This is a genomic window from Testudinibacter sp. 'clade 2', from assembly GCF_006227735.1.
Lineage (GTDB): Bacteria > Pseudomonadota > Gammaproteobacteria > Enterobacterales > Pasteurellaceae > Chelonobacter.
On record NZ_VDHB01000132.1, the window covers coordinates 1 to 18,124 of the forward strand.

Annotated in this window: 14 protein-coding genes; 8 read left to right on the forward strand and 6 right to left on the reverse strand. The window is 46.9% G+C overall.

Annotated features, from left to right (window positions below; translation table 11 throughout):
* Positions 1–89 precede the first annotated feature (89 nt).
* Positions 90–2,237 carry a FepA family TonB-dependent siderophore receptor gene (locus FHQ30_RS10320; protein ID WP_139611929.1) on the forward strand — a complete coding sequence of 716 codons (2,148 nt, stop codon included), beginning with the start codon at positions 90–92 and terminating at the stop codon, positions 2,235–2,237.
* A gap of 60 nt (positions 2,238–2,297) precedes the next feature.
* Here FHQ30_RS10320 and srmB read toward each other — a convergent pair whose 3' ends face one another.
* The gene (srmB, locus tag FHQ30_RS10325; protein ID WP_139611928.1) at positions 2,298–3,656 is read right to left on the reverse strand and encodes an ATP-dependent RNA helicase SrmB; all 1,359 of its coding nucleotides are present in this window, start codon (positions 3,654–3,656) and stop codon (positions 2,298–2,300) included.
* Between the two features lie 125 nt (positions 3,657–3,781).
* Here srmB and FHQ30_RS10330 point away from each other — a divergent pair, with 125 nt between their 5' ends.
* Positions 3,782–4,516, forward strand: coding sequence for a tRNA1(Val) (adenine(37)-N6)-methyltransferase (locus tag FHQ30_RS10330; RefSeq protein ID WP_139611927.1), 735 nt, complete (start codon positions 3,782–3,784; stop codon positions 4,514–4,516).
* Between the two features lie 53 nt (positions 4,517–4,569).
* On the opposite strand, the gene vapC is transcribed toward FHQ30_RS10330, so the two are convergent.
* The 3 genes from vapC to pnuC form a co-directional block, all read right to left on the reverse strand.
* A complete protein-coding gene (gene vapC / locus FHQ30_RS10335) occupies positions 4,570–4,962 on the reverse strand; it encodes a type II toxin-antitoxin system tRNA(fMet)-specific endonuclease VapC (RefSeq protein WP_267963854.1) in 393 nt (130 codons plus the stop codon).
* A complete protein-coding gene (locus tag FHQ30_RS10340) occupies positions 4,962–5,192 on the reverse strand; it encodes an antitoxin (protein WP_139611925.1) in 231 nt (76 codons plus the stop codon). The genes vapC and FHQ30_RS10340 overlap by 1 nt, the downstream gene beginning before the upstream one ends.
* Before the next feature lie 137 nt (positions 5,193–5,329).
* On the reverse strand, positions 5,330–6,019 hold the full coding sequence (gene pnuC / locus FHQ30_RS10345) for a nicotinamide riboside transporter PnuC (RefSeq protein ID WP_139611924.1): 690 nt from the start codon (positions 6,017–6,019) through the stop codon (positions 5,330–5,332).
* 195 nt (positions 6,020–6,214) lie between these two features.
* On the opposite strand from pnuC, the gene rapA reads away from it, so the two are divergent.
* The 4 genes from rapA (at position 6,215) to uvrD (ending at position 13,341) form a co-directional block, all read left to right on the forward strand.
* The gene (gene rapA, locus FHQ30_RS10350; RefSeq protein ID WP_139611923.1) at positions 6,215–9,130 is read left to right on the forward strand and encodes an RNA polymerase-associated protein RapA; all 2,916 of its coding nucleotides are present in this window, start codon (positions 6,215–6,217) and stop codon (positions 9,128–9,130) included.
* Positions 9,131–9,145: 15 nt separating this feature from the next.
* The gene (gene rluA / locus FHQ30_RS10355) at positions 9,146–9,805 is read left to right on the forward strand and encodes a bifunctional tRNA pseudouridine(32) synthase/23S rRNA pseudouridine(746) synthase RluA (RefSeq protein ID WP_139611922.1); all 660 of its coding nucleotides are present in this window, start codon (positions 9,146–9,148) and stop codon (positions 9,803–9,805) included.
* A gap of 99 nt (positions 9,806–9,904) precedes the next feature.
* Positions 9,905–10,975 carry an ATP-binding protein gene (locus FHQ30_RS10360; protein ID WP_139611921.1) on the forward strand — a complete coding sequence of 357 codons (1,071 nt, stop codon included), beginning with the start codon at positions 9,905–9,907 and terminating at the stop codon, positions 10,973–10,975.
* A gap of 173 nt (positions 10,976–11,148) precedes the next feature.
* Positions 11,149–13,341, forward strand: a complete 2,193-nt coding sequence (uvrD, locus tag FHQ30_RS10365) for a DNA helicase II (RefSeq protein WP_139611920.1) — start codon at positions 11,149–11,151, stop codon at positions 13,339–13,341.
* Between the two features lie 58 nt (positions 13,342–13,399).
* On the opposite strand, the gene mazG is transcribed toward uvrD, so the two are convergent.
* On the reverse strand, positions 13,400–14,116 hold the full coding sequence (gene mazG / locus FHQ30_RS10370) for a nucleoside triphosphate pyrophosphohydrolase (protein WP_139611919.1): 717 nt from the start codon (positions 14,114–14,116) through the stop codon (positions 13,400–13,402).
* Between the two features lie 141 nt (positions 14,117–14,257).
* On the reverse strand, positions 14,258–14,470 hold the full coding sequence (gene rpmE / locus FHQ30_RS10375) for a 50S ribosomal protein L31 (RefSeq protein ID WP_139609238.1): 213 nt from the start codon (positions 14,468–14,470) through the stop codon (positions 14,258–14,260).
* A gap of 225 nt (positions 14,471–14,695) precedes the next feature.
* On the opposite strand from rpmE, the gene priA reads away from it, so the two are divergent.
* Complete coding sequence (priA, locus tag FHQ30_RS10380; RefSeq protein WP_139611934.1) at positions 14,696–16,918, forward strand: primosomal protein N'; 2,223 nt, start codon at positions 14,696–14,698, stop codon at positions 16,916–16,918.
* Between the two features lie 99 nt (positions 16,919–17,017).
* Positions 17,018–17,839 carry a cell division protein FtsN gene (gene ftsN, locus FHQ30_RS10385; RefSeq protein ID WP_139611918.1) on the forward strand — a complete coding sequence of 274 codons (822 nt, stop codon included), beginning with the start codon at positions 17,018–17,020 and terminating at the stop codon, positions 17,837–17,839.
* The last annotated feature ends 285 nt before the right edge of the window (positions 17,840–18,124 follow it).

An 18,124-nucleotide genomic window follows, 5' to 3' on the forward strand; every position in this document is an offset into this window, starting at 1 on the left:
ATTTTTATTAATTTAGTCGGAAAAGTGATTTTTTACATTTCGCTTTGTACGAATTTTTTAAATAAAATCAAGCCTAAGGAACCTTAATTATGCCATTTGTCAAAAATAAAATTACTGTTGCTATTTTGTTGGTCTCTAGCTCGTTAGTGTATGCTGATCAGCAGTTGGAACAAATTAATGTGACTGCTGAACAACAGCTTAAACAATCTTTAGGAGTGAGTAAGCTGTCAGCGGAACAGATCAGCAAAAGTGCGGTGACCAATGATATCTCGGAACTGGTGCGTAAAATGCCCGGTGTTAATTTGACCGGCAATACCGCGACTGGACAGCGTGGTAATAACCGCCAGATTGATATTCGTGGTATGGGACCGGAAAATACCCTGATTTTAATTGATGGCAAGCCGGTGAGTTCGCGTAACTCGGTGCGTTACAGCTGGCGTGGACAGCGAGATACCCGTGGCGATTCCAATTGGGTGCCGGCAGAGGAGATCGAATCAATCGAAGTGTTGCGTGGTCCGGCAGCCGCACGTTATGGTTCTGGCGCGGCAGGTGGGGTGGTGAATATTACGACCAAAAAAATCAGTGAAAAATTAAGTGGCGCTTTGACTTATTACACCAACCAGCCTTTCGATAGCAAAGAAGGTGCCACTCATCGGGTTGGTTTCAACCTGAACGGACCACTGGCAGATGATGTATTGTCGTTTCGTCTATACGGCAGTGCCAACAAAACCGATGCCGATGCACAGGATATCAATACGTTGCAAAACGGCTCGAATGCGGCAGGTAGAGAGGGCGTGCGTAACCGTGATATTGCCGGACGGCTTGCTTGGAAAATCAACCCGCAACAGTTGGTTACCGTCGATGCCTCCTATAGCCGTCAAGGTAATATTTATGCTGGTGACACCCAGCATAACAACCCGACGGAATTAACTGAAAATTTATACGGTAGCGAAACCAACCGCATGTATCGTCGCAACTACTCGATTATGCACCAAGGTGATTGGTCTTGGGGAACCAGCAAATTGACCGGCAGTTATGAGTACACCACCAATAGCCGCTTGTTAGAAGGGTTAGCCGGTGGTCCAGAAGGGCGGATTAGCGAGTTAAGTTATGATGATAGTAAACTAAAAAATTCCCGTTTGGCAGGTGAAATCAGTGTGCCGTTTGAATGGGGCGTGCCGCAAGTGGTTACGTTTGGTGCTGAATTTAATCACGACAGCTTGCAAGATCCGGCATCAATGCGGCAAGCGTTTGCCGATCGTGCGACTTTTGTTGGCTTGGAAAATTTGGATAAAGGCAAAACGGCGCAAGACAATTTCTCCGCATTTGTGGAAAATAATCTGTTGTTGAGTGACAAAATCAATTTAATTCCGGCGGTACGCTTTGACCGAAATAGCCGTTCTGGTAGCAAAGTGAGTCCGGGCTTGAATGCGTTTTATCACTTGAATGATAATTGGACGCTGAAAGGCGGGGTGGCGCAGGCGTATAAAGCACCGAATTTATATCAAAGCACGCCGGGATATTTGTTGTTTACCCGTGGCAACGGTTGCCCGATTGGTAATGCGACCCAGTGTTATTTGATGGGGAATGACAATTTAAAACCGGAAACCAGTATCAACAAAGAGCTGGGCGTGGAATATAATTTGCGTGATTGGAGCGCTTCTTTTGCGTGGTTCCGCAATGATTACCGTCATAAAATTGCAGCCGGCAAAGAGTTTGTGCAAAGTGTCAACGGTTATCAATTGCTGGAATGGACAAACATTCCAAGAGCGGTGGTTGAAGGTTTGGAGGGCAGTTTCACTGTGCCGCTCACGGAAGATTTAAAATGGAGCAACAACTTCACTTATATGCTGCAAAGCAAGGATAAATCGACCGGCAATCCGTTGTCGATTATCCCGAAATATACCATCAACACCTTCCTTGATTGGCAGATCACACCACAATGGGATACACAATTGAGCGCTACGTTTTATGGACGGCAAAAACCACGCCAATATGCGGAAAATCGCACTGAAGCCGGTATGAATACTACTGGAGATATTTTGGATACCAGCACCGCAATTGGTAGCTATACACTGGTTGGCTTGAACACCGGTTATAAAATCAACAAAAATATTGATGTGCGGCTTGGGATCAATAATATCTTTAACAAAAAACTGTATCGCAGTGGCGCCGGTGCTGCAACTTACAATGAAAGCGGCACAGCAGTTTACGGCAAGTTAAGTGTGAGTTTTTAGCAGCACTGAAAGTATGAAAAAGGCGGAATGTTCCGCCTTTTTCTGTTAATGCCAGCTGGGTTATTTTTCGCTGTTGACCGCACTTTGTTCCGTTGTCGTTGCTGTGCGTTGCGGATCGGTCGGTTTACGGCGTTTGCCAATATTTTTGCTGTCGCGGTGGCGCACTTTGACTTTTTTCTTCTCTTGTTGTTTTTCGGCTTTTTTCTCTTTTAAACGGGTTTTTTGTTTTTTGCTGACACTTTTTTGATCGCCGTCTTTAGGTGGATTGGTGCGAGGTTCCAGCCCCTCGACAATGCGGGATTTTAACGCTTCGTTGGTATAGCGGCGGATTTTGCCCAGCAGTTTATAATCGTGTCCTTCCACCAATGAAATGGCATTGCCTTTTTTACCTGCACGGGCAGTGCGACCGATTCGGTGCAGATAGGTGTCGGCACTGTACGGCAGATCGTAGTTGAAAATATGGCTGATGTCGTCAATATCGATGCCACGGGCAGCGACATCGGTTGCGACTAAAATCGTCACTACGCCGTTTTTCAGTTTATCAATCGCATTGTTGCGTTGGGTTTGCGCCATTTCCCCTTCCAAATAGGTGCTGCGGATTCCACGTTTGCGCAGGTTCTCCGACAGTTCACGCACGTCTTCACGTTTGCGTACAAACACAATGCCACGTTCAACTTCTTCGTTTTCAATCAGGCGTGCCAACAATTTGAATTTATGCTCTTTGCTGTCGGCATGGTACATCCATTGTTGGATTTTTTTGCGTTCACGGCGGCTCGGATCAGCGTCAATTTGCACCGGCTCATTCAAAATTCGCTCGGCAAAATCGACCAACAGCTCGCCCTCTAAAGTAGCGGAAAACAGCAGAGTTTGACGGCGCCAGCGGGTTTCGGCAGAAATGGTTTCCGCATCTTGTCCGAAGCCCATTTGCAGCATGCGGTCTGCTTCGTCGAAAATCAGGATTTCCACCGCCCGGCAATCAAAATTTTCTTCTTTGATGTATTGCAGCAGTCGCCCCGGGGTGGCAACCACAATATCTTGATTCTTATTGAAAATTTCGCCGTGATTTTGATAAGCCACGCCACCGGTGATGGTAGCGATGCTGAGTTTGGTATATTTCGCTAATTCTTTGGCTTGCTCCGACACTTGCATTGCCAATTCACGGGTCGGGGTCAGCACCAATACACGAGGGGCGCCCGGTTTGCGGCGAGGGAAATCCAACAGATGCTGAATCGCCGGCAGTAAAAATGCCGCCGTTTTGCCGGTGCCGGTCGGGGCAGAGCCGAGAATATCACGTGCTTCCAAAGCGTGCGGAATCACTTCCGCCTGAATCAGCATCGGGCGTTGGTAGTTTTTATCGCGCAGGGCTTTCAGCAGTTCGGGCGCTAAGTCAAATTCTTCAAAATGTTGTGCTGTTGTCATAAATTACCTCAATCTTTTTGTGCCCTGATTATAGCCTGTTTTACTTCAGCCGTCTTAAATTTGTCTGTGGTAGAATTATCCTTTATTTTTTGTTCTCATTTATCAGCAGACCCTAAGGATCTTCAATGTCGGCATTTCAATTTAAACAATTTGCTGTTGCGCATGATCGTTGTGCGATGAAAGTTGGCACTGACAGCATTTTGCTGGGGGCGTGGGCGGAGACTGCTCAAGTGCGGTCGGTGTTGGATATCGGTTGTGGCAGTGGTTTGTTGGCATTGATGTTGGCGCAACGGTTGGCACAGCAGGGGGAGGATTATCATATCACCGCCTTGGAAATCGACTCGGCGGCGGCACGGCAGGCGGCGCAAAATATACGGCAATCAATGTGGGCGTCGCAAATGGAAGTGATTAATCACGATCTTTTTGAGTATGCGAGGCAGGTTAAACCGCACTTTGATCTGATTATTGCCAATCCGCCGTATTTTAATGGCGGTGTGGAATGCCGTGATGCACAACGGCAGACAGCGCGTTATATGGCGCAACAAGGACATCTGGCTTGGTTGTTGGCGGCGCAGGGCATGTTAAATCCCCGTGGTAAAATAGCGTGGGTGTTGCCATATGACATGGCACGGAGTTTACAACAACAATTGTCGAAAACCGCACTTTATTGTGCCAAATGGGTTGAGGTTATCACCAAACAGGGCAAAGCGCCGCAGCGGGTTTTACTGGAGTTTAGGTTACTACCTGAAAGTGCGGTTCCGCCACAAACAGAACGCAGTGAAATCACGATTTATCAGGCGGATAATCAATATCATCCTGATTTTATCAACTTAACCAAAGCATTTTATCTCAAATTCTGATACCGCACTTTGCTTTTGCTTAAACGGGTAAAGTGCGGTCGACTGTGTGAAGCCTAAATCCAATTTTCTAATTTAAGCGTCGTAATTCGTTGAAACTCTTTGGCGTTGTTAGTGACCAGCGTGCAGTCGAGCGCCAGCGCTTGTGCGGCAATCAGCATATCTAAACTGCCAATCAGTTGTCCACTCTTTTCCAGATTATGCCGCAGTTGTGCGTAATGCCAGATGGCTGATTCTCCCAACGGTATAATGTCCAGTGGTGTCAGGAATTTTTGCAGTGCAATTTTATTTTTTTGCGAGCCTGATTTTTCAACTCCAAACGCCAATTCAGCAGCGGTAATGCTGGAGATACAAAGCTCACCTAGACGATAGGCGTTAAATTTTTCAAATACTTGTGGCGGTTTATGGTTGATAATGTAGATACAGATATTGGTATCGAGCATGTACATCAGAGCAATTCCTCTCGCACGGTTGCCGTTTGCTCGGCACGCATTATTTCAAAATCAGTTTCAAATTCGTCGAGCGCTTCTGCCATCATCTGCCAAGGATTGTCTAACGGCAATAATAAAACACCATTACCGAAATGTTTAATACTGACTTCATCACCGTCGAAGCGATATTTTTTCGGCAGACGAACCGCCTGGCTGCGACCGGTGGTAAAAATTTTTGCGGTTTCCATTGTATATCTCCCCTTCTGATAGCTATCGGTAGTATATATCATATAGTGCGGAAAACAAGCGATGATGAAGCGATGGCAAATGGAATGCAGGATACCGCACTTTGCTTTTGCTTAAACGGGTAAAGTGCGGTATTGAATTAGCGTTGAACTCGGTTTTGTTTGGCGAGCTTGGTCCAGTTGTAATAGCCGTATAACGAGTTGAGCAAATAGGCGGAGTACATCAGGTACATCGCAGTGGTGTCTGCCCACAGGATGATCGAGAGAATGTTGATGATGATCCAGAAGTTCCACTGTTCGCGATAGCGTAGCAACATCAGTAATTGTGCCACCACGACCATGACGGTGGTGACGCCGTCCAGTCCGATAGAATTGCCGTCGGTGGTTTTTAGAAATCCGATAAACAATGCTGAGCCGACCACTATGCAGAACAGTGTGATTAACCAGCCCTGAAAACTCAAGGTTTTTGCCAGCACACTGTCGTTGCTGTCGTTATTGTTCATGTTGGCTTTCCAAAGAAAATAGCCGATAAATTGCGACGGGATATACACATAAAGTGCGGTGCTCATTTCGCCATAGAATTTGTTGTCCCACGATACGTAGAAATAGGTGTAGGCAAAAATCAGTCCGAAGAAATAGTTACTGATTTTTCCCTTACTGACAAATACCACACACAACAAACCGCTGATGCCGGAAATCACCGCCAGCAGCGATTCAGGTTGGTAAATATAGACGCCGATTTGCAATGCCAGAAACAGAAAAATCCAGGTGGCTTCAAATTTTGTCCAACCGGAAAACAGTTCGTTTTTAATCAAGGTCAGATATTTCATAGGAAATCCTTTACAGGGGAAGTGTGGCTGAATTATAGCCTAGATCTTTTATTGACCGCCAGCGTAAAAAGGGCAAAATGCGGATCTTTGATATTTTCATCTTTTTTAGTGGAAAAGGGTAAACTAGAGGCGTAGTTTCATCTATAATCAGCGCCTTTTTAGTTGGATTAGAGTAGACGGTTTTAGAGAAAAGAGATGACGGCATTTGTAATTGGACAACGCTGGATCAGCGAGAGTGAAAACGGATTGGGTTTGGGGATTGTGGTCGGCGTGGATCAGCGCACGGTGACATTGTTGTTTCCTGCCGCAGAGGAGCAGCGGGTGTATGCCTTTGCTTCTGCGCCGCTGACCCGGGTGCAGTTTAATCCGGGCGATAGCGTTAAGCACCATCAAGGGTGGCAGTTGCAAGTGGCGGAAGTGCATGAGCAGCAAGGCGTGTTGAGCTATCAGGGCGTACGCTTAGATAACGGCGAAAGTGCGGTGCTGCGCGAAATGGAACTGGATCATAAAATTTCGTTCAGCAAGCCGCAAGATCGCCTGTTTGCGGCACAAATCGATCGCAACGAACATTTTAATCTGCGTTATCAAGCGCTAACACATCAACAAGCACAGTTTCAATCGCCGCTGCGCGGATTGCGTGGCATTCGCGCCGGGTTGATCCCGCACCAACTGCATATCGCCATCGAAGTCGGACACCGGATTGCGCCGCGTGTCTTGTTGGCGGACGAAGTCGGTTTAGGCAAAACCATTGAAGCCGGTATGATTTTGCAACAACAACGCTTCAGCGGCAAAGCCGAACGGGTGTTGATTATTGTGCCGGAAAGTTTGCAGCACCAATGGTTGGTGGAGATGCTGCGCCGTTTCAACCTGCCTTTTTCGCTGTTTGATGAGGAACGTAGCCAAGATTTTGATGGGGAGAGTGGGGAAAGTGCGCTGCAAAATCCATTTGACACTGAAGCCTTGGTGATCTGCTCGCTGGATTGGCTGGTGCAGCAGCCGAGCCGTGCTGCCCAACTTGGCGCCAGCCAATGGGATATGTTGATTGTCGACGAGGCACACCATTTACAATGGAGTGAAAGCCAGCCTAGCGCTGAATATCAACTGATCGAAACCCTAGCACAACAAACTCCGTCGGTGCTGCTGTTGACTGCAACGCCGGAACAATTGGGGCAGCAGAGCCATTTTGCGCGCTTGAAACTGCTGGATCCGGAGCGTTTTTATGATTATGCCGCTTTTGTCGAAGAACAACAGCAGTATCAGCCGGTGGCCGATGCGGTCAATACGTTATTAAACGATAAGACGCTCAGTGCAATCGAGCAAAACAGCATTGCCGATCTGTTATCCGAGCAAAACATTGAGCCGCTATTTAAAATTATCAACGGCAAGCAGTCCTCAGTTGAGCAGCAGACAGAGGCAAGACAAGAGCTGATCAGTAATCTGGTTGACCGCCACGGCACAAGTCGCGTGCTGTTCCGTAACACGCGCCAAGCGGTGAAAGGCTTTCCAAACCGCACTTTACACCAGATTAAGCTGGCATTGCCGAAACAGTATCAAAATGCGCTCAAAGTGTGGCAGATGCTGGGCGAGAATGTCGCCGACGACGTGTTGTTTTACCCGGAAATGCTGTTCCAAAAACTGAATCCGAGCGCAGCATGGTGGGATTTCGATCCGCGTATTGAGTGGCTGCTCACTTTCCTGAAAAATCACCGTGATGAAAAAATCCTGCTAATCTGTCAACATGCGAATACGGCGATTCAGTTGGAACAAATCTTGCGTGAAAAAGAGGGTATTCGTGCGGCAGTGTTCCATGAAAAAATGAGCATTATTGAGCGTGACAAAGCCGCCGCCTATTTTGCGCAGCACGAAGACGGCGCACAAATTTTGCTCAGCTCGACCATTGGTTCAGAAGGACGCAATTTTCAGTTTGCTTCGAATTTGGTATTGTTCAATCTGCCGACCAATCCTGATCTGTTGGAGCAGTGTATCGGGCGCTTGGATCGGATCGGGCAGCAACACGATATTCAAATTTATGTGCCGTTTTTTGCCGACAGTAGCCAGCAGCTGCTAGCACAGTGGTATCACGACGGCTTGAACGCTTTTGAAGAAACCTGTCCGATGGGCGCAGCGATTTTTGCACAACACAAAGTGCGGTTGCAGGCATTTTTAACTGAAACGGCTGAGGGGGGCGATTTCGCCCAATTTGTCAAGGCAACCCGCCAGCAACGGGAACAGCTGAAACTCGAATTGGAACAGGGGCGCGATCGCCTGTTGGAACTGAACTCCAACGGCGGTGAATCGGCACAGCAGCTGGCGGCGGATATTGCGAGTAACGATGCAGCCACCGATTTGATTCAATTCAGCCTAAATCTTTTTGATATCATTGGTTTGGAACAGGAAGATCTCGGCGAAAAAAGCATTGTGATCCACCCGACCGGACATATGCTGGTGCCGGATTTTCCCGGTTTGAAGGAGGACGGCAGCACCGTCACCTTTGATCGTCAGTTGGCACTTGCCCGCGAAGAACTGGAATTTCTGACCTGGGATCATCCGATGATCCGCAACGGTATTGATTTGATCACGGCCGGCGACATCGGCAAAAGTGCGGTTGCGGTATTGGTCAATAAAGCGTTGCCGGCAGGTACTTTGTTGCTGGAATTGATTTATATGGTGGAAGTGCAAGCCCCACCAGCGTTGCAGTTGAATCGTTTTCTGCCGCCGACACCGATTCGCCTGTTACTTGACAATAAAGGCAATGATCTGGCGGAGCAGGTGGCGTTTGCCGCATTGCAAAGACAGCTGAAGCCGGTGGGCAAAAATATTGCCAATAAAATTGTAAAAATGACCCGAAGTGCGGTAGAGCAAGGGTTGCAGCAAGGCGAAAAGTTGATTGTGGCAAAAGCGCAGCGCTTGATTGACGAAGCAAAAATCAGCGCCGAACAACAATTAAACAGCGAATATCAGCGCCTGACCGCACTGCAAGCAGTGAATAAAAATATCCGCCAAGACGAAGTCATCGCACTGGAGCAACTGCAACAGCAGTCGTTACAGCAGCTGCAACAAGCCACTTGGCGCTTGGACAGCCTGCGGTTGATTGTCAGTAATAAGGAATAGCGAGAAGGAAATGGCATGGCACTGATTCATTACGATCCGCCGAGCGAGCCTTGGCTGGACATTGTTTATCAGGATAACTATCTGGCGGCGATCAACAAGCCGAGCGGCTTGCTGTCGGTGCCGGGCAATCGTCCGGAATATCTCGACAGCGCCACTACTCGAGTGCGGCAAAAGTTCGGCTTTGCCGAAGCAGTGCACCGTTTGGACATGGCGACCAGCGGTATTATTCTGTTTGCGTTAAGCAAAAAAGCCGAACAGGAACTGAAGCGCCAGTTTCGTGATCGCGAAACCAAAAAGCACTATCAGGCGTTGGTGTGGGGGCACCCTGACGCCGACGACGGATTTATCAACCTGCCGCTGATTTGCGACTGGGAAAACCGCCCGCGCCAGAAAATTTGTTATCAAAACGGCAAAAGAGCAGTCACCCATTACCAAGTGCTGCAACGCTATCCAAACAACACTGCCCGTGTGCGTCTGACCCCGATTACCGGACGATCGCACCAGTTGCGCGTACATATGTTGGCATTGGGACACCCGATTTTAGGCGACAAATTCTACGCCCATCCTGCCGCCAAAGCCCTGGCGCCACGGCTGTGCCTGCATGCCGAATCCTTGACCGTGACCCACCCGATCAGCGGCGAGCCGATAACCTTTGCGGTTGAAGCTGAGTTTTAGTTCCGCAAAGCGGATAAAATTAGCTGAAATTATACTCAACTTGTATAATTATATATTGTGAGTATAATTTAGTATAATTTTATCCAGTCGGGGGGATTTATGCTGATTCGAGATCCACTTTATTTTCACCGCACCACATTGGCGGAAACGCTGTTAGCCAACTTTAAATCGGGTATTTTTCATGCACTTACGCTTTTTGCACCGCGCCGAATGGGAAAAACTCAGTTTTTGCTGAATGATATCGCCCCGCTAGCAGAGACGCAAGGTTTCAGCGTGTTTTATCACAGTTTTATGGACAGCGATAATGACTTTCGTGCTTCTCTACAACTGTTTTCTGAAAATAAAAACAATAAGGTGAAAGGTTGGTTTTCTCAAATCAAAGGTATTTCGATTGCCGGCAGTGGCGTGGAGTTGGACAAGCAAACGGCGGCTGAGCCGATCAGTCAAATTATCGCGCGTTTGGCGGATGAGAAAAAACCGACTTTATTACTGCTCGATGAAATTCAAGAATTGGCGCGCGGTGTGAATAATAGCAATGTGGTCGGTTCGTTACGAACAGGGCTGGATTTATATCGCGATAAAATTAAAGTGATTTTTACCGGCTCATCTACCAATGATTTGCGCGTGATGTTTAATAACGGCAAAGCCCCGTTTTTTCACTTTTCGCATCAAATTGATTTTCCGCCGTTGGGGCGTGATTTTTCCGATTTTTTAGCGGATATTTACCAGCAGAGAACAGAAGCATTCATCGACAAAACCGTACTTTATCAAACTTTTCTACGTCTGAACCAAACACCAATGTACTTGCGTCAGATCATTGAGCGGATGATCATTAATCCCGCATTAACGCTTGAACAAGCCACTGAAATTCAGCTGACTCAAAGCGGCACCGGTGCCGATTACCACAAAGTGTGGCAAGAATTGACGGCATTGGATCAGCAGTTATTGTTGGCAGTAGCCCAGGGGGAAACCGCACTTTATAGCGAACGTAACCGACATGAACTTGCAAGTAGATTAGGCGTGGCAGAGGTGAAAACCTCATCGATTCAGGGCAGCGTACGTAAGTTAGAAAATCGTGAATTGCTGAGCAGAGATACTAAAAATAAGCAGTCTATCAATGAAAGTGCATTTAAAACATGGATTTTAGATCAATCGGTTAGTCAAAATTAGCTGAAATTATACTTGGATCGTATAATTATACTTTCTTCGTATAATTTTCGCTAAAATCAAAGAAAAGTGCGGTTTTGCTTGAAGCAACCGCACTTTCGCTGAAAAAATATTTCCCTAGACGAAAATCCTGCTATAATTCCGCTGTATAAATAAACAGTATTCAGCAGGCAAATATGGAATTTTCAGAACTCTTAGACGGTTTAAACGACAAACAACGGCAGGCGGTGGCGGCGCCGTTGGGCAATTATCTGGTACTTGCCGGGGCGGGCAGCGGCAAAACTCGGGTGCTGACCCACCGGATTGCCTGGTTGGTCGGGGTGGAAAATGTGCCGGAATCGCATATTCTGGCAGTGACTTTTACCAACAAAGCCGCTGCCGAAATGCGCCAGCGGATCAGCGCTACCTTGCAGCGCGACAATGCTCAATCGCTATTCGGCATGTGGATCGGCACGTTTCACAGCATTGCCAACCGCTTGTTGCGTGCGCATTATCCTGATGCCAATTTGCCGCAAGATTTCCAAATTTTAGACTCGGAAGACCAAGTGCGGTTGCTGAAACGGCTGATGAAACTGCACAATTATGATGAAAAAAACTTTCCGCCGAAACAAGCCTGTTGGTACATTAATAATAAAAAAGACAACGGCTTGCGACCACATCAAATAGACGATCATGATGACCGCAGTGAGCGTGAATGGATTCGGATTTACCAAATTTATCAAGACGCTTGCGATCGCGCCGGCTTGGTGGATTTTGCCGAAATGCTGCTCAGAGCCTATGAGCTGTGGCTGAAAAAACCGCTGATTTTGCAACGTTACCAACAACGTTTTCAGCATATTTTGGTCGATGAATTTCAAGATACCAACAATATCCAATATGCGTGGATCAAACTGCTTGCCGGAGAGCACGGCAAGGTGATGATTGTCGGTGACGACGATCAGTCAATCTATGGCTGGCGTGGCGCAAAAATCGAAAATATTCAGCGCTTTTTGCAGGATTATCCTAACGCCGAAACCATTCGCTTGGAACAAAATTACCGTTCAAGCGGCAATATCTTGCAAGCAGCAAACCAATTGATTGCCAATAACAGCGACCGCTTAGGCAAAAATTTGTGGACTGAAGGCGCACAAGGCGAACCGGTCGGGATCTATTGTGCTTTTAATGAGTTGGACGAAGCCCGTTTTGTGGTGGCACAAATTCAGCAGTGGCAGGAAAATGGCGGTCAATATAGCGATTGTGCGGTGTTGTATCGCAGCAACAGCCAATCGCGGGTGTTGGAAGAGGCGTTGCTGCAAGCGCAGATTCCATATCGCATCTACGGCGGTATGCGCTTTTTTGAACGACAAGAGATCAAAGATGCGTTGGCGTATCTACGCCTAATTGCCAACCGCAATGACGATGCCGCTTTTGAGCGGGTGGTGAACACTCCGCCACGCGGCATTGGCGACCGCACTTTGGATACCTTGCGCCAGCTCACCAGAGAGCGGCAGATCACCTTGTGGCAAGCCACCAATTTGGCAATTCAGGAGAATAAACTGGCAGGGCGTGCCGCCACCGCCTTATTGCGTTTTATGGAATTGATCAACGCCCTGGAGCAGGACAGCAGCGAAATGCCGCTGTTCGGGCAGACCGATTTTGTGATTAAACATTCCGGTTTGTACCAAATGTATCAGCAGGAGAAAGGCGAAAAAGGCGAAGTGCGGATCGAAAACTTGGAAGAATTGGTCTCTGCCACCCGTGAATTTATCAAGCCTGACGAAGCTGATGACATGAGCGATTTGACTGCTTTTCTCACCCACGCTTCATTGGAAGCCGGCGAAGGGCAGGCAGATCAGCATCAGCCGAGCGTGGAGATGATGACGTTGCACTCCGCTAAAGGGCTGGAGTTCCCGCGCGTGTTTCTTGTCGGGGTGGAAGAGGGGATTTTCCCCAGCCGCATGGCGTTGGAAGAGAGCGGTCGCTTGGAAGAGGAGCGGCGTTTGGCGTATGTCGGCATCACCCGTGCCAAACAGCAACTCACCATCAGCCACGCCGAAAGCCGTCGCTTATACGGCAAAGAAGAACGTCACATCGTTTCCCGTTTTGTCAGCGAACTGCCGCCGGAGTGTATCCGTGAAATTCGCCTACGCGGCACGGTCACCCGCACTTTTAGCCCGTCTTCGAATGCAAGTGCGGTCAGCCATTCGGGAATTAACCTACTCAACCAAAGCCAATGGAAAATGGGGCAGAAAGTCAGCCATCCGAAATTCGGCAACGGCACGATTATCAACGTCGAAGGCAGCGACAACAACACCCGCCTGCAAATCGCCTTTCAAAATCAAGGAATTAAATGGCTGATTGCGCATTTGGCGAAATTGGAGAAAATATAAATAAATGCCGCATAACAATGGGTTAAAGGTATCACTTTTCCCGAAAAATCGTATTAGATTATTTAAAATGTTTGTTTGATGAATAAGATTCAAATTCCCTCGCCCGTTGTTCAAAACGGCTATTTTCATCACGCAGTAAACTTTCGGCTTGCAGACCCAGTTGGCGGCAGAGGTTGCTGACGCTGAACAGCAATTCTGCCAGCGGCTTGGCAGCGTGCTCTTGATTGGCGGCGACCGCACTTTTGATTGCAGCCAGTTGTTGTTCGGCTTGCTCGAGGTTTTGCTGGACGGATTGGGTGGCAAAATTCAGTTTTTTCGCACGTTTTTGCAGTTTTTCGGCGCGTAACAGTGCCGGCAGTGCGTGCGGAACGTCGTCTAACAATGAAGTCTGTTGTTTATTCAAGCGCTCTTGTTGTTTTTTGCTTTCCCAATTGGTTAACGCTTCTGCGGCGCTGTTTGCCGATTTATCGCCGAAAACGTGCGGGTGGCGGTGGATCAGCTTGTTGCTTAAGGTTTCGACCACCGTATTAAAATTAAAATACTGGTCTTCTTTTGCCAACTGGCTGAGAAACACCACTTGCAGCAACAGATCGCCCAGCTCTTCTTGCAGGGCACTGAAATCTTCGGTTTTTAACGCTTCGGCTACTTCATAGCTCTCTTCCAACACGCAAGGAATCATCGTTTGATAAGTCTGTTCCAAGTCCCAAGGACAGCCGCCTTGCGGATTACGCAGTTGCGCCATAATGTCGAGTAGTTGTTGAATCGCAGCAGTCATAGGGTTTCCTTATGTGAGACAAAAGTGCGGTTTTGCTTTGCGTATAGCGTATCAGTATAACCCATGAAAAAACCGATTTCATTGCTGAAATCGGTTTTTTGTGTTGCTAACTATTTCGTTAGGAGCGCTTGTTTCGGGTGATTATTTTGAACCCGGAATGCTGAAACGTTTGTTGAAACGCTCTACGCGACCACCGGTGTCAACTACACGTTGTTTACCGGTGTAGAACGGGTGGCACACGCCACAGACGTCCAGATTGATATCGTGACCGGTTGTTGAACGGGTCTTGATGACATTACCGCAAGAACAAGTTGCCGTAATTTCTTTATATTCAGGATGGATACCTTTTTTCATGGAAAACCTCAGTTTGAAGCCATATCGCTATCGGGAGCGTGCCCGACACCATATGTAGTTAATAATATGCGCAATGCGCAGGTGTTTTAAAGACGGCGGATTATACAGCATAACCTGCGGTTAAGCAATAGTCGCCAAGTTTTTGTAGCGGCACTGGTTTTATCAGCGGTGCGGTATATTAGGAAATCCGCTATAATGCGTTTTTTCCCAATCGGTGAGAGTATTATGCGTCTGGTCCGCGTTGCGTTGGCAATGCCTTTAATGCACTATTTCGACTATTTAATTGAACCATCTGCTGCGCTAGACATCGGCAGTCGTGTTGTGGTGCCGTTCGGACGGCAAAAGCGGATTGCAATTGTGGTTGAATTTCCAGCGCAAAGCGATGTGGCACCACAACAACTGAAGCGAATCATTAGTGTGCTAGATGCAACCTCGGTATTTAGTGACGAATTGTATGCGCTGTTAAAATGGTCGGCGGGTTACTATCAAACCGGGTTAGGCGAAGTGTTGTTTCAGGCATTGCCGGTCAAATTGCGTCAAGGAGAAACCGCACAAAGTGCGGTTGATGCGGTTTGGAAAATTTTGCCACAAGGGAAAATCGCCTTGGCGCAAGGCAAATTAACACGAGCTAAAAAGCAGCAGCAAGCACTGCAACAACTGGCTGAAGCGGCTGAAAACGGCGTTTTACAGCGAGAAGCAGAATTTAGTCGTGCGATTTATAAAGCGTTGCTTGAAAAAAAATGGATTGCCGAGCAGCATTTGTTTGCTCAGCCTAAAGCTTGGCAAACAGCACTTCAACAACATAATTGGTTGAATCAGCAGGATAAATTGCGTTTGAATAAACAGCAGGCGCTGGCAGTCAGCGCAGTTTGTGTCAGTCACGGTTTTCAATGTTGGCTGCTGGACGGTGTCACCGGTTCGGGTAAAACTGAGGTCTATCTGCATCTGATGGAACATGTGTTGCAGCAAGGCAAACAGGTGTTGTTGTTGATTCCTGAAATCGGTTTGACACCGCAAATTGTACGCCATGTAGAAAACCGTTTTAAGCTGCCGATCGATGTATTGCACTCTAATTTAAGCGATTCTCAGCGGTTGCTGGCGTGGCAACGTGCCAAGAATGGTGAAAGTGCGGTAGTCATTGGCACTCGGTCTGCCTTGTTTACCCAATTTCAGGATTTGGGATTGATTATTCTCGACGAGGAACACGATTTATCTTATAAACAGCAGGATTCAGGTTGGCGCCATCATGCCCGAGATTTAGCGGTAATGCGGGCAAAAAACAACCATATTCCGCTGGTTTTAGGCAGTGCCACGCCGAGCTTGGAGAGTTTGGCTAATGTTGCCAGCGGTAAATATCGTCACTTGGTGCTGACTCAACGGGCGATGAACAGTGCAGTGTTGAACCATAAGCTGTTGGATCTTAAAAAACAACGGGTTGATCGTGGGCTTTCGGAACAGTTGATTGCGTTAATGCAGCAGCATTTGTCCAAAGGCAACCAAGTGATGCTGTTTCTTAATCGGCGTGGATTTGCGCCGATTCTACTGTGTCATGAATGTGGTTGGATTGCACAATGTCAACAGTGCGATCGCCCTTTCACCTATCATAAAAAAAATAATATTTTAAGTTGCCATCATTGCGATCGAAAAACCAAAGTACCGCGACAGTGTGCCGTGTGCGGTTCCACCCATTTGGTGACTTCAGGAATGGGAACCGAGCAGTTAGAAGCAGTGCTGGCAGAAAAATTTCCGGATTACGGTATTGCCCGGATTGATCGCGATAGCACTGCACGTAAAGGTGCTTTGGAAGCGAACTTAGCGCAAATAACAACTAAACAGAGCCGAATTCTGATCGGTACACAAATGTTAGCGAAAGGCCATCATTTTCCGGATGTGACCTTGGTGGCAATGGTGAATATTGACGGGGCGTTATTTTCACAAGATTTCCGCAGTGAAGAGCGGTTGGCACAGCTGTATGTGCAAGTAGCGGGTCGTGCTGGACGAGGAAGCAAAAGCGGTGAAGTTGTGCTGCAAACCCATTTTCCACAGCATCCGTTATTACAAACACTGCTGACACAAGGTTATAGCGCATTTGCACAACAGGCTTTGCAATTACGCCAAACGATGGGGCTGCCGCCTTTTTCGGCACAGGCACTATTTCGTGCCAAAAGTAAAAGCAATGAAAGTGCGGTCGAATATTTAACTGCACTTGCGGCTTTCTTCGATGATTTTTGCCGAAAAAATGCGATTCAAGGCTTGCAACTATTAGGACCGATTGAAGCGTTGCAAACGAAAAAAGCCGGGCAATATCAATGGCATTTATTATTACAACACTCGTCAAGAGCGGTGTTGCAGCATTGCCTGACTCAATTTTCATTGCGACGCAATGAGCTGAATTTAAATCGGTATACGCGTTGTATTTTAGATGTCGATCCGCAAGATTTTAACTAGAAAACAGGATAATCACGATAGATGCTAGGCTTTTGCTGACTTTTTCAGTAAAATCTCGCTTTATTTATGATAAACGCTAATTTAGATAAGGTAATTTGAGTGGTTCAACGTGACTATGCTACTCGTGGCAGAGCAAAATCAAAGAAAAAAACGAATCGGGTAAACAAGGGATTGTTACTGATGATTGCCGCGGCTATAGTTGCTGTGTTTGCAGCGGGATTATATTTATTAAAAGAGAAATCAATCGAAAACGGTATTGTTGCCAATCCCGAAAAAGTTGAAGAGAATAATAAGCCGAAAAGCACTCTGCCTAGCCGTCCGGAGGAAGTGTGGAGTTATATCCGTGATTTGGAAACGCGTGAAATTCCGGTTGATAACAGTCAGAAAAGTTTAGATAAAGTACAAAATCTGACAGAAGAGCAGAAACGAATTTTGCAGCTGCTGGAACGGGATGCCCAAGTAACTGAGGTGGCAAAAGTGGATAAGAGTGCAGGAACTCAAGTGAGTGCTGCAACGCCACAACAAGCTGCCGCACAACAAGATGCAGCAGCTAATCCAGTTACACCAACGGAAAAAACAAAAACACAGCCGATAGCGAAAGCCACTGAAAAAACAGCTGAAATTGTTCAGGCTAAATCGCAAACTAAGCCACAAATAGAGAAGAATAGCACGGCAAAAACACCAAGTACGACCACGGCAACAACAACAGCAAAATTTGGATTGCAATGTGGTGCATTTAAAAATCGGCAGCAAGCAGAAAACTTGCAAGCTAAGCTAGTTATGGCTGGTTTTGATGCAAGAATTTCCAGCAGCGCAAACTGGAACCGAATTTTTATCGGGCCATTGGGTGATCGCGCCACTGCTAATAGTGGCTTGCAAAAAGCGAAAAGTGTTGCAGAATGTGTCGTTATCGGCATGTAAATAATTTTTTTGGATAAAAAAAGATCAACTGATAAAGATTCGGATCTTTTTATAAAAAAAAGTATTGACTTAATTTTTGGGTGCAGTATTATGTGCCTCCTTTCCACGGCGAACTAGATAAGTGAACTGTTGAAATTTGTTCTTTAACAATATATCAGACAATCTGTGTGGGCACTTGTGCAAGACATTGGTAAAGTCTTACTGAGTTTCAGTGGGACGAAAAAAATAAACTAAAGTCTTAATGAGTGCTGATAGTAAATTCATAATGAAACTTTTTGGAGTTTC